A 13,062-nucleotide genomic window follows, 5' to 3' on the forward strand; every position below is an offset into this window, starting at 1 on the left:
GTCACTTGAAGGTGCACTCCGGGATGGTGGGGGACGCGCCCAGGAAGGGGCGCAGTTCGAGCCACTCGTGGATCGGCTTCCCGCCCGCGCCGGGGGCGGCCGACAGTTCCCCGGCCAGCTCGACGGCCCGCTCGTAGCTGTCCACGTCGATGATCATCCAGCCGGCGATGACGTCCTTGGTCTCGGCGAACGGGCCGTCGGTGACCGGCGGCCGCCCCTCGCCGTCGTACCGCACGAACGTGCCCTCCGGGGCGAGCGCCTGGCTGTCGACGAACTCGCCGGTCTTCTCCAGCCGGGCCGCGAAGTCGTTCATGTACTGCACGTGCGCCGAGATCTCCTCCGGCGTCCACTGGTCCATCGGCACGTCGTTCACCGCGGCCGGGGCGCCTCGGTAGTGCTTCAGCAGCAGGTACTTGGCCATCGTGATGCTCCTCGGTACTGGTGCGACCCATTGTGGCCGCGTTCACCCCGGGGACGGAGCAGGCGGCGGGTTCTCGACATCTCCGTCCGACTTTTTTCCGGGAGCGGGACTCCGATCCCCAATCCCCTTCCCTCAACTCTTACTTCACACCTTGACGGAAGTGGTCCGTACCTTTAGTTTCACCGGGCAACGCCACCCCCACGAAAGGCCACCCCACCCATGGCCAGACCCGGGCCCCTCTCCGCGTCCCCCGTCCTCGCGGTCGCCGCCCTGACCCTCTCCGCGGGCCTGCTCGCCGGCTCTCCCGCGCAGGCCGCGAGCACCGCACTGCCCACCGGCTTCGCCACCGTCATGAACGCCGCGAGCGGCCGCTGCCTCGACGCCAAGGCGGCCGGCACCGCCAACGGCACCGTCGTCCAGCAGTACTCGTGCAACGGCACGACGGCCCAGCGCTGGAGCTTCACCGCCACCAGCGACGGGTACGTCCGCATCAACAACGCGGGCGACACGAACCAGGTCGTGGACGTCGCCGACGTCTCCACCGCCGACAACGCCCAGGTCCATCTGTGGAGTTACGGCGGCGGCGCCAACCAGCAGTGGCTGCCGGTGGACGACGGCGGCGGCGCCTACCACTTCGTCAACCGCAACAGCGGCAAGTGCCTGGACGATCCCGGCGCCTCGACCGCCGACAGCGTGCAGTTCGTGCAGTACACCTGCAACGGGACCGCCGCCCAGCGCTTCCAGGTGGTCCCCGTGAGCCAGTCGGCCGCCGACCCCGATCTCGGCCCGAACGTCGTCGTCTTCGACCCGTCGATGTCGTCCTCGACGATCCAGAGCAAGCTGAACTCGATCTTCCAGCAGCAGGAGACGAACCAGTTCGGCTCCCAGCGCTACGCCGTGCTGTTCAAGCCGGGCTCCTACGACGCGGACGTCAACGTCGGCTTCTACACACAGGTGCTGGGCCTCGGCCTGTCACCGGACGCGGTGACGATCAACGGCGCGGTGCACGCCGAGGCGGACTGGTTCCAGGGCAACGCCACCCAGAACTTCTGGCGCGGCGCCGAGAACCTGTCGGTCAACCCGGCCTCCGGCAGCGACCGTTGGGCGGTCTCGCAGGCCGCGCCGTACCGCCGTATGCATCTGCGCGGCAACCTCGCGCTGGACGACGGCGGCTGGTCCAGCGGCGGCCTGCTCGCCGACAGCAAGATCGACGGCCAGGTCAACTCCGGTTCGCAGCAACAGTGGTTGACCCGCAACTCCCAGCTGGGCAGCTGGACCGGCTCCAACTGGAACATGGTCTTCACCGGCAGCACGGGCGTCCCCGCGACCAGCTTCCCGAGCCCGCCGTACACCACGGTCGCGCAGAGCCCGGTCTCCCGTGAGAAGCCCTTCCTGTACGTCGACGCGGCGGGCGCCTACCAGGTGTTCGTGCCGTCGCTGCGCTCCAACTCCTCCGGCACCAGCTGGGCGAACGGCGCCTCGGGCAGTTCGCTGTCGCTGGACTCCTTCTACGTCGTGAAGCCGGGCGCCACCGCCGCCCAGATCAACTCCGCGCTCGCCGCGGGCAAGAACCTCCTGGTCACCCCCGGCGTCTACCACCTCGACCAGACCCTGCAGATCAACCGCGCCGACACGGTCGTACTCGGTCTGGGGCTCGCCACCTTCGTCCCGGACAACGGCGTCACCGCGATGAAGGTCGCCGACGTCGACGGCGTGAAGATAGCGGGCCTGCTCTTCGACGCGGGCACGACCAACTCGCCCTCCCTGCTGGAGGTCGGGCCGACCGGCTCCACCGCCTCCCACACGGCCGACCCGACCTCCCTGCACGACGTCTACTTCCGCGTCGGCGGCGCCGGCGTCGGCAAGGCGACCACCAGCCTGATCGTCAACAGCGACAACGTCATCGGCGACCACATGTGGATCTGGCGCGCCGACCACGGCAGCGGCGTCGGCTGGACCAGCAACACCGCGGACACCGGCCTGATCGTCAACGGCGACAACGTCACCATGTACGGCCTGTTCGTGGAGCACTTCCAGAAGTACCAGACCATCTGGAACGGCAACGGCGGCCGCACCTACTTCTTCCAGAACGAGATGCCCTACGACCCGCCGAACCAGGCCGCCTGGATGAACGGCTCCACCCAGGGCTACGCCGCCTACAAGGTCGCCGACTCGGTCACCAGCCATCAGGCGTACGGCCTCGGCAGCTACTGCTACTTCAACGTCAACCCGGCAGTCGTCGCCGCACGCGCCATCGAGGCACCGAACAACTCGGGCGTCCGCTTCACCAGCATGGTGACGGTCTCCCTCGGCGGCACCGGCACGATCAGCCACGTCATCAACAACACCGGAGGCCCCTCCAACTCCGGCTCCAACGTGGCCAACCTGAGCAACTATCCGTAGCAGTCGCCCAGGCGGGCCCGCCGGCAACGGAAAAAACCCGGCGGGCCCGTGCTCTCTGATCACTACGATGGGAGCCGAAGACAACCATTCGACCGGCCCGACGGAGTGTGCCGGTCGAGGTCGCCGGTGCCAGGGACCGCTCCCCGGGCTGCGGTGATCTTCCTACCCAGGAGGACCCCCCGCATGTTCCGACGTATTGGCAGCACGGTCGTCCGACATCCCGTCTGGACGATCGTGGCCTGGCTGATCGCCGCGGTGGCGATCGTCGCCACGGCTCCGAGTCTGCCCTCCAACAGTGACGAGAGCAGCTTCCTCCCGAAGAGCTACGAGTCCATCAAGGCCGCGGACCTGCAGGAGAAGGCGTTCCCCAGCGCCTTCACCCCCTCCGCGATCGCGCTCTACCAGCGCACCGACGGCGGCAGGCTGACCGCCGCCGACAAGAAGGACGTCGCCCGGATCACCTCCGAGCTGTCCGCCAAGCACATCGACCAGGTGCAGAAGGTCGTCCCCGGCCAGCCGTCCAAGGACGGCAGGTACACCATGACCCTGGTCCAGATGGACAGCAAGAACGCCGGCCAGCCCAAGCAGGCCGACGCCGCCAAGATCCTGCGCGACGACGTCAAGCAGCTCGCCAAGGGCACCGATCTGGACGTGAAGCTCGGCGGCTCGGCGGCCCAGGCGCTGGACCAGCAGGACTCCTCCAAGCGGGGTCAGGCGCTGATCGGCATCGGCACCTTCGTGATCATCCTGGTCACGCTGCTGATCATCTTCCGGGCGCCCATCCTGGCCGTACTGCCGCTGATCCTGATCGGCGTGGTCTCGGCCATCGCCAACGGGCTGATCGCGTACGCCACCAAGCTGTTCGGCCTGCAGGCCAACAGCTCGATCTCGTCGATCCTGATCGTGGTGCTCTTCGGCGTCGGCACGGACTACTTCCTGTTCCTGATGTTCCGTTACCGGGAGCGGCTGCGTGCCGGTGACGAGCCCAAGGAGGCCATGGTCAACGCGGTCGGCCGGGTCGGTGAGGCCATCGCCTCCGCCGCCGGGGCGGTCATCATCGCCTTCCTCGCGCTGGCGCTGTCCACGCTCGGGTTCCTCAAGCAGATGGGCCCGGCCCTGGCCATCGCGGTCACCGTCACCCTGATCGCGGGCCTGACCCTGATCCCGGCCGTCGTCTCGCTCATCGGCCCGAAGGTCTTCTGGCCCTCGAAGACCTGGCAGCGGGAGCCCGAGAACGCCAGGTTCGCCGCCCTGGGCCGTGGCGTGCAGCGCCGCCCGGCGCTCACCGCCGCGGTGTCCGGTCTCGTCCTGGTGGCGCTGTCGCTGGGCATCCTCGGCTACAAGGCCACCTTCGACCTCGCCTCGGGTTCCATGCCCAAGACCAAGGAGTCGATGGTCGTCCAGGACGAGATGCAGAAGGCGTACTCGGCGGGCGCCGCCGCCCCCACCGACGTCTACCTGTCCAGCACCGACGGCAAGCCGCTGGACCGGTCCGGCTTCGACGCGTACGCGCGCAGGCTCGGCGCGGTGGACGGGGTCGCGAGCGCCCGTATGTCCCAGGTGAACAAGGCGGGCACCACCGCGGACTTCACCGTCACGCTCAAGTACGAGGCGTCGACGGACAAGGCGATCGACGCGGTGGGCAGGGTGCGGGACGTCGCCCACTCCGACGCCCCCGACGGCACGGAAGCGGTGGTCGGCGGCATGTCGTCGATCTACAAGGACATCGACGCGGCGGTCAACCACGACTACCGGACGGTGTTCCCCGTGGCGGCCGTACTGATCATGCTGATCCTGGGGCTGCTGCTGCGCAGTGTGGTCGCCCCCTGGTACCTGATCGCGTCGGTGGGTCTGGGCTTCGGTGCGACCCTCGGCGCCACGGTGTGGATCTTCCAGGAGGGGCAGGGCAAGCCGGGCCTGATGTTCATGCTCCCGGTGATCATGTATCTGTTCGTGGTCGCCATCGGCACGGACTACAACATCCTCATGATCGCCCGGCTGCGCGAGGAGGCCCGTGAGGGCCGCGAGCCGCGCGAGGCGGCCGGGATGGCGCTGCGGCACGCCGGGCCGACCGTGGCCGCGGCGGGCTTCATCCTGGCGGCGACCTTCGCCACGATGATGCTGGCGGGCAACTCCCTGCTCACGGAGATGGGCTTCGCGGTCTCCTTCGGCATCGCCGTCGCCGCGTTCGTGATGGCGATGTTCTTCACGCCGAGCCTCACGGCGCTGATCGGCCACGCGGCCTGGTGGCCGGGGCACGGCGACCGCGCGGAGGAAGCGGCGGCCGGGGGCGCCGTGTCGGACCAGGTCTCCGGTGGGGAGGACCGGAGCGGCGTCGCGCAGCAGGATCCGGCGGGGCGCCGCAGGTAGCCGGTGCACGGAGGTCGGGTCTCCGCTCGGCAGGCCCGACCATCCTCCCGAGGGCAGGCGGTAGCGGTCACGGGATCTCCTGCTCCGCCCAGATGATCTTCCCGTCGGCCGTGTACCTGGCGCCCCAGCGGTCCGTCAGCTGGGCCACCAGGAAGAGGCCGCGGCCTCCCTCGTCGGTGCTGCGGGCATGCCGCAGGCGGGGCGCGGTGCTGCTGGCGTCGGCGACCTCGCAGGTCAGGCTGGCGTCGCGGAGCAGGCGCAGGCGGATGGGCGGCTCGGCGTAGCGGATCGCGTTGGTGACCAGTTCGCTCACGACGAGTTCCGTGGTCATGGCCAGGTCGTCCAGGCCCCAGGCCTCGACCTGGCGGGTGGCGCGGGCGCGGAGGTCGGCGACGGCGGACGGGTCGACGGGCACGTCCCAGGAGACGACCTGGTCGGCGCCCAGGGTGTGGGTGCGGGCCAGCAGGAGGGCGATGTCGTCGGGCTGCGGTACGGGGACGAGTTGCCGTACGGCGGAGGTGCACAGGGCGGAGAGGTCGGTGTCGGAGCGGGCCAGGAGGGCGCCGAGCCGGGTCATCCCCCGTTCCATGTCGCCGTCGGCGCCCTCGATGAGGCCGTCGGTGTACAGGCCCAGGACGCTGTTCTCGGCGAGTTCGATCTCGCCGGCCTCGAAGGCCATCGCGCCGAGCCCGAGCGGAGGACCGGCCGGCGGCTCGGGGAAGGAGACCTGCCCGTCGGGGCTGATCACGACGGGCGGCGGGTGGCCGGCCCTGGCCATCGTGCAGCGGCCGGTGACCGGGTCGTAGACGGCGTAGAGGCAGGTCGCGCCCAGGAACGCGGAGGCGCCCCGGTCGGCGGCCTCCTCGTCGGTCTTCTCCGCGCTCAGCCGCAGCACCAGGTCGTCGAGGTGGGCGAGGAGTTCGTCGGGCGGCAGCTCCATGTCGGCGAGGGTCTGCACGGCGGTGCGCAGCCGCCCCATGGCCGCCGCGGCGGTGATGCCGTGACCGACGACGTCGCCGACGACGAGCCCGACCCGGGCCCCGGAGAGCGGGATCACGTCGAACCAGTCGCCGCCCACGCCGTCCGTCGGGTCGGCCGGCAGGTAGGCGGAGGCCACCTCCAGCGCGGTACCGCCGGTCAGGGCCTGGGGCAGCAGGCTGCGCTGGAGGGTGATCGCGGCGGTGTGCTCGCGGGTGTAGCGGCGGGCGTTGTCGACGCAGAGCGCCGCCCGCGCGACCAGCTCCCGGGCCAGCAGGACGTCATCCGGCTGGAAGGAGACGGAGTTGAGGGACCGGATGAACGTGGTCAGCCCCAGGACGGTGTTGCGGGCCCGCATGGGCACGGAGATGAGGGAGTGCATTCCGAACTCCCGGATCCGCGCCGCCCGTTCGGGCTGCTCGGTGACCCAGCGCTCGTCGGCGGGGTCGAGGACCGGGATGAGGATGGGCTCGCCGTCGATGAGCAGGTTCACGTCGTGCGAGGGAGGCAGGAAGCCCGCTCGGTCCCCCACCCGTGCCACGGCCTCCGGGCAGCCCTCGCGCACCGAGCTCATGCCGGCGCGGCGCATCACCGGTCCGACGGTCGCGGGCCCGGCGTCGGTCAGCCAGGCGCCGTGGCCCTCGGTGCTCAGTACGGGTTCCAGGAGGTCCACGACGACGAAGTCGGCGAAGCGCGGGACGGCGAAGTCGGCGAGTTCCTGGGCCGTGCGCATGACGTCCAGCGTGGTGCCGACGCAGGCACCGGCCTCGTTGACCAGCGTCAGCAGGCGGCGGGCGTTCCAGCGCTCGGTGACGTCCTGGACCATGTAGCAGACCCCGGTGGCCAGGTCGTCGGCGTCCACCAGCGGGAAGAAGGACGTGGAGTAGGCGTGCTGGCGGTGCGGGTCGGCCCAGCTCCAGCCGAGGTACTCGTAGTCGGTGACCGGGACGCGCGTCTCCAGCACCTTGCGCATCAGGCCCTCGATGGTGGCCGCCTGCAGCCCGGGCAGCAGCTCGCTCAGCCGGCGCCCCAGCCGCTGCTCGCGGGGCACGCCGCCGAACCGTTCGAGGGTGTCGTTCAGCCAGACGTAGCGCAGCTCGCGGTCCATCACCGCCATGCCGACCGGGGAGCGGGTGAGGAAGCCGTCCAGGACGGACTGGCCGACGGCCCACTGCGCGCGCTGCTCACGCGCCGACATCAGGAAGCACTCGTCCCCGCCCAGCCGGAAGGACGCGGACACCCGCAGGTCGACGTCGACCGACCGGCCGTCGCGGTGCCGTAGGGCGATGTGGCCGTTCCAGCCCATCCCGGCGCGGCAGCGCTCCGCCACGCCGGCCACCCGGGCGGGGTCCCCGGCCATCGCGACCAGGCGAGCGGCCGGGCCGCCGACCACCTCGGACGCCGGGTGGCCCAGGAGGGCCTCGGCGGCGCGGGTCCAGGCGAGCACGACGCCCTGAGCGGACACGATCGCCGCCGCGTCGGTGGACGCGTCGAGGAGATCGCGCGGTGCTGCGGGCCGCGGCCCGTCGGACGCTTCTAGCGCAGGGTCCATGGGTGCCATCCGGGTGCCGTGCTGTACAGGACCATGTTCCTGCTTGTGCGGCCGATGTGCACGGCCCTGGTGGGGCCCGTTGCGCTTCCGCCCCCGGCGTGGCGGAGGGAGCATGGAAGGGCCGCTGGTCGGAACCCGGATGGTGCGGCGACGCCGTGCGGCGTCGCGTGCCCCGGTGGAACGGTGGAGGTGGTTCCGGGATGACAGCCGAATCCTTCCAGCCCGACGCCGGTGTGCCCGGTACCGAGTCGCCCCCGCCGACCGGTGTGCTGGACGTCCTGAGCGTGGCCGCGGTGGTGGTCGACGCCGAGGGACGCATCGTGTTCTGGACCCCGCAGGCGGAGGAGCTGTTCGGGTATACGGCGCAGGAGGCGCTCGGCAAGTACGCGGCCCGGCTGTTCATCCACCCGGAGCACCTCCAGGCGGTGGTCAGGCTGTTCTCGGAGGTGCTGGAGACGGGGCGCAGCTGGGCGGGCGCCTTCCCGATCCGGCACAAGGACGGCAGCAGCCGGATCATGGAGTTCCGCAACATGCGGCTCCAGGACGACCTCGGGGACGTCTACGCGCTGGGCATCGCCGCCGACCACACCCTGTTGCAGCGTGTCGAGACCGATCTGGCGCTGTGCGAGCGGCTGATCGACCAGTCCCCCATCGGGCTGGCCCTCCTCGACCCCGATCTGCACTACCTGCTGGTCAACCCGGCGCTGGAGCGCATCGACGGCATCCCCGCCGAGGACCACGTGGGCCGCGGTCTGCGGGAGACCCTGCCCCTGCCGGACGTCGACACCATCGAGTCGGCGCTGCGCCAGGTGCTCACCACCGGCACCCCGCTGCTCGACCAGTACCATGTGGGCCGCCCGCCGACCGACCCGGAGCACGAGCACGCCTGGTCGCTGTCCTTCTACCGCCTGGAGGACCCCGGCGGCCGGGTGCTGGGCGCGGCCACCTCGGTCGTCGACGTCACCGAACGCCACCGCGCGGCCTCCGAGGCGGATCGGGCCCGGCGCCGGCTGGCCCTCATCGCCGACGCCTCCGTGCGGGTCGGCACCACGCTGGAGGTGGAGGAGACCGCGCGGGAGCTGGCGGAGATCGCCGTGCCCGCGCTCGCCGACGTGGTCGCCGTGGACGTACTCGACTCCGCGCTGGCCTGCCGCCGCTCGCGACGGCCGGACGACGGACCCGAGCTCTTCCGCGCCCTCGCCCTCAAGGCGGCGCATCCGACCGTGGCACTGCGCGCCGCCGACCCGCCGGGAGGGCTCGCGGCCTACGACGGGGACCGCCTGGTCACGCTGTGCGTCCACACCGGTAGACCGGTGCTGGTACGGCATGTCGGCGACCAGGATCTGCCGCGGATCGCCCGGGACGCGGAGGCCGGTTCGCTGCTGGCGCGGGCCGGGGTGCACTCGTATCTCGCGGTGCCGTTGATCGCGCACGGCGAGGTGCTCGGCGCCCTCGACCTCAAGCGCACCCGCAATCCCCTGCCGTTCGACGAGGACGACGTCGTGCTCGCCGCCGAACTGGCCGGCCGTGCGGCGGTGGCCATCGACAACGCCCGCTGGTTCCAGAGCGTGCGCAACACAGCGCTCACCCTCCAGCGCAGTCTGCTGCCCGACCATCCGCCCGAGCACGCGGGCCTCGAACTCGCCTCCCGCTACCAGCCCGCGCAGGCCACCAGCGAGGTCGGCGGCGACTGGTACGACGTCATCCCGCTGTCCGACGACAAGACCGCACTCGTCGTCGGCGACGTGATGGGCAACGGCATCGACGCGGCCGCCACCATGGGCCGGCTGCGGACCGCGACCTGCGCCTACGCGGACCTCGACCTCGCGCCGGACGCCGTGCTCCAGCATCTCGACAAGATCACCTGCGATCTGGAGCACTACATCGTGACCTGCCTGTACGCGGTGTACGACCCGCGTACGCGGCTGTGCCGCATCGCCAACGCCGGGCACATGCCGCCCGCGCTGGCCGGCCCGGACCGCGCCGCCGAACTGCTGGACCTGCCGCCCGGGGCGCCGCTGGGCGTCGGCGGCATCACCTTCGAGACCACCACGGCCCGGCTCGACCCGGGCGACCTGCTGGTCCTGTACACCGACGGCCTCGTCGAGACCCGCCACCACGCGATCGACGACCGTCTCAACCTCCTGCTGAGCTTCCTCGACGAACCCCACCGCCCGCTGGAGGAAACCTGCGACCTGCTGCTCTACGGCCTGCGCCATCCCGACGACCACGACGATGTCGCGCTGCTGGTCGCCCGGGCGGTGTAGCGGAACCGGGGTCGCCCGAGCCGCGTTCTCATATGCGGGACGCACGAGAGACACACGGGGACACGATGAGTGAGAAGGCCCGCAAACTGTTCGAGGCGCTCGACCTCGACCACAACGGCACCCTGACCCGCGACGAGGTGATCATCGCCTTGCGGACGAAGGGGCCGACGCTCGCCGCGTCGGGGGATCTGCCGTTCTGGGGCCTGGGAGACGCCGACGACTCCTCCGCCCTGTTCGACGCGGCCGACCAGAACGGGGACTCGGTGCTGACGCTGGAGGAGTTCGCGGCGGTGGTGGACCGCCGCTTCGGCTGGTCCTGATCCGGGTGTGTGCCCCGGTCAGCCCTGGACCGGGGTGAGCACTACGAAGTCCGCGTTCCACGGGTCGAGGCAGACGGCGAGCCTGCCCACGCCCTCCGCGTCCGCCGGCCCCATCTGCACGCTGCCGCCGTTGCCGGTGACCTGGGCGACGGCGGCGTCGCAGTCGGCGACCGCGAAGACCGGGTGCCAGTAGGGCCGTCCGTCGGCCAGGGAGAGGTCCTTGGCGGTGAGTTCCATGAGGCCGCCCTGCATGCGGTCCTCGCCGCGTCCGGCCGGGGTGATGAGGGTGTACGTCCCGCCGCCGCCCGGTAGCTCCATGTCGCCGAACTGCCAGCCGAGGACACTCCCGTAGAACTCCTTCGCGGCCGTCGCGTCGGTCGTGTACAGCTCGGTCCAGGACAGCGAGCCCGGCTGGTCCACCAGTTCGGCGCCCTTGGTGGTGCCCGGCTGCCAGACGGCGAACTCGCCGCCCAGCGGGTCGCTGTACTGCGCCATCCGGCCCCACTCGCCGAGGTCCCGGGGCGCCACCCGCACCGTGCCGCCCAGCCGCCGCACGGTCTGCGTGGTGGCGTCCGTGTCGGTGACGCTGTAGTAGATCATCCAGGCGGGGCGCGCGCCCTCCTCGGTGAGCTTCCCGAGCCCGGCGACGACCTTGCCGTCCTTCTTGAACATGCCGCCTTCCGTGTCCCCGCTCTCCCCCATGGGCTCGTAGTCCCAGCCGAGCACGGTGCCGTAGAAGGCCGCGGCGGCCGGGACGTCCGGAGCGCCGAGGTCGAGCCAGCAAGGAGAACCGGGAGCGAAATCGGTGGTGATCACGGCGAATCCCTTTCTGCACGGCGCACGCATCGCTGCACCTCGTACGAACTCAGCCTGACATCGAGTCCCCACGGCCGCTCGTCGGCGACGGCGGGGTGTCAACGGCCGGCCAGTCGTGGGCAAAGGCAGAGGCAAGAAACGCCGACTTGACCAGCCCCTTGTGTCTCAACGGCCTACTGGAAACACAGCGTTCACCCAGAGTCCGTCGCGCAACGCCAGGGTGCCCCCGTCGACAGCGCAACTGCTCGTCAGGGAGGGGACCATGACCGCACAGGCAGGGACAACGGACGAGGCTTCACAGGGGGCTTCCGAGGGGGTGGGCAAGGGGGTCAGCCGGCGTCACGCGCTCGGCCTTCTCGGCACCGCGGGCGCCGGGGCGGCCATCCCCCCGGTGCTGGCAGCCGGTGCGGCGCAGGCCGCGCCGCTCGGCGCACCGGCCTTCCACATCACGCCGGACTCGGCGGGCGCACCGCCGGTCCAGGGGCTGCATCTGACCTTCGGGGCCGATCCGAGCAGCCAGATGACGGTCTCGTGGATCACCGACAAGCCGGTGAACAGACCCGTGGTCCACTACGGCACCCTGGAGCACGGCTTCGGCTCCAGCGCGAAGGCCCGGACCGTGACCTACGTGGACGGCACCTCCAGCCGGACCGTCTACGTCCACCACGCCGCCCTCAACCGGCTGGCGCCCGGCACCGATTACCTCTACTTCGCCGGGCACGAGGGGACCACGCCCGACGGCGGCACCTTCCGCACGGCGCCGCGCGGCCGGCAGCCCTTCACCTTCACCAGCTTCGGCGACCAGTCCGCCCCGCAGGTGACCTGGGCGGCCGACGGCACGGTGGGACTGGACGCCAACTCCACCCCGGCGACCAAGGACATCGTCACCGGCATCGAGCAGGTCGCGCCGCTCTTCCACCTCCTCAACGGCGACCTGTGCTACGCCAACCTCGACGTCGACCGGGTCCGCACCTGGAACAACTTCTTCGCCAACAACAGCCGTTCGGCGCGCTTCCGCCCCTGGATGCCGGCGGCCGGCAACCACGAGATCGAGAAGGCCAACGGCCCGCTCGGACTCGGCGCCTACCAGAGCTACTTCACCCTGCCCTCCACCGAGACGGACGCCGAACTCGCCGGGCTGTGGTACGCGTTCACGGCCGGCTCGGTCCGGGTGATCGTGCTGCAGAACGACGACAACTGCCTCCAGGACGGCGGCGACATCTACATCAGCGGCTACTCCGGCGGCCGCCAGCTCGCCTTCCTGGAGAAGGAGTTGCGGGCGGCACGGGCCTCCCGCGACATCGACTGGATCGTCGTCGCCATGCACCAGGTGATGATCAGCTCCTCGGACGCGAACGGTGCCGACCTGGGCCTGCGCCAGAAGTACGGCCCGCTGTTCGACCGGTACGGCGTGGACCTGGTGGTGTGCGGCCACGAGCACAACTACGAGCGCTCGCTGGCCGTGCGCGGTGTCGTGAGCGGCAGTGAGACCCTCACCCCGAACCCGGTCTCGCAGGCCACCGACTCCATCGACACCGGCCTCGGCACCGTGCACATGGTCCTCGGCGGCGGTGGCGTCTCCGGCACCACGAACCAGAAGTTCTTCACGGATGGCTCGGCCAAGGTGATCACCGCCGTGTCGGCGACGCCCGGCTCCAACGGCAAGCGCACCTCCACCTACACCAAGGAGCAGGCGGTCTGGTCCGGCGTCCGGGACGTCGAACACCCCTATGGCTTCGCCGCGTTCACGGTCGACCCCGGCCGCCACGCCGGTGACACCACCCGCATGCACGTGACCTACTACAACGTCAACAAGCCGCACGGCGAGCTGTCGGTCTTCGAGACCTTCACCCTCCACCGCAAGCGCTCCGACGGCAAGGCCTGAAGACACGCCCGGGGATGCCCCACCGACGGGGGGGCGTCCCCGCCGGGCGG

8 protein-coding genes are annotated in these 13,062 nt (G+C 70.9%); 5 read left to right on the forward strand and 3 right to left on the reverse strand.

What is annotated here, in order from left to right; genetic code table 11:
• Position 1: 1 nt before the first annotated feature.
• Positions 2 to 421, reverse strand: coding sequence for a YciI family protein (locus tag MQP27_RS22800; RefSeq protein ID WP_242767187.1), 420 nt, complete (start codon positions 419 to 421; stop codon positions 2 to 4).
• Between the two features lie 219 nt (positions 422 to 640).
• On the opposite strand from MQP27_RS22800, the gene MQP27_RS22805 reads away from it, so the two are divergent.
• A complete protein-coding gene (locus MQP27_RS22805; RefSeq protein ID WP_242767188.1) occupies positions 641 to 2,824 on the forward strand; it encodes an RICIN domain-containing protein in 2,184 nt (727 codons plus the stop codon).
• Positions 2,825 to 3,007: 183 nt separating this feature from the next.
• Entirely contained in the window at positions 3,008 to 5,194 is a 2,187-nt protein-coding gene (locus tag MQP27_RS22810) for an MMPL family transporter (protein ID WP_242767189.1), read from the forward strand.
• 67 nt (positions 5,195 to 5,261) lie between these two features.
• Here the strand turns inward: MQP27_RS22810 and MQP27_RS22815 are convergent, their stop codons facing one another.
• The gene (locus tag MQP27_RS22815) at positions 5,262 to 7,733 is read right to left on the reverse strand and encodes a SpoIIE family protein phosphatase (protein ID WP_372511281.1); all 2,472 of its coding nucleotides are present in this window, start codon (positions 7,731 to 7,733) and stop codon (positions 5,262 to 5,264) included.
• 191 nt (positions 7,734 to 7,924) lie between these two features.
• Between MQP27_RS22815 and MQP27_RS22820 the strand changes: the two genes are divergently transcribed.
• Positions 7,925 to 9,991 (forward strand): SpoIIE family protein phosphatase, encoded by a 2,067-nt coding sequence (locus tag MQP27_RS22820; protein WP_242767191.1) that lies wholly within the window; start codon positions 7,925 to 7,927, stop codon positions 9,989 to 9,991.
• 65 nt (positions 9,992 to 10,056) lie between these two features.
• Positions 10,057 to 10,311, forward strand: coding sequence for an EF-hand domain-containing protein (locus tag MQP27_RS22825; RefSeq protein WP_242767192.1), 255 nt, complete (start codon positions 10,057 to 10,059; stop codon positions 10,309 to 10,311).
• An 18-nt stretch (positions 10,312 to 10,329) separates the two neighbouring features.
• On the opposite strand, the gene MQP27_RS22830 is transcribed toward MQP27_RS22825, so the two are convergent.
• Entirely contained in the window at positions 10,330 to 11,127 is a 798-nt protein-coding gene (locus MQP27_RS22830; protein ID WP_242767193.1) for a VOC family protein, read from the reverse strand.
• A gap of 262 nt (positions 11,128 to 11,389) precedes the next feature.
• Between MQP27_RS22830 and MQP27_RS22835 the strand changes: the two genes are divergently transcribed.
• Positions 11,390 to 13,012 carry a purple acid phosphatase family protein gene (locus MQP27_RS22835; RefSeq protein ID WP_242767194.1) on the forward strand — a complete coding sequence of 541 codons (1,623 nt, stop codon included), beginning with the start codon at positions 11,390 to 11,392 and terminating at the stop codon, positions 13,010 to 13,012.
• The last annotated feature ends 50 nt before the right edge of the window (positions 13,013 to 13,062 follow it).

It is taken from the genome of Streptomyces cylindrosporus (assembly GCF_022698165.1).
GTDB lineage: Bacteria > Actinomycetota > Actinomycetes > Streptomycetales > Streptomycetaceae > Streptomyces > Streptomyces cylindrosporus.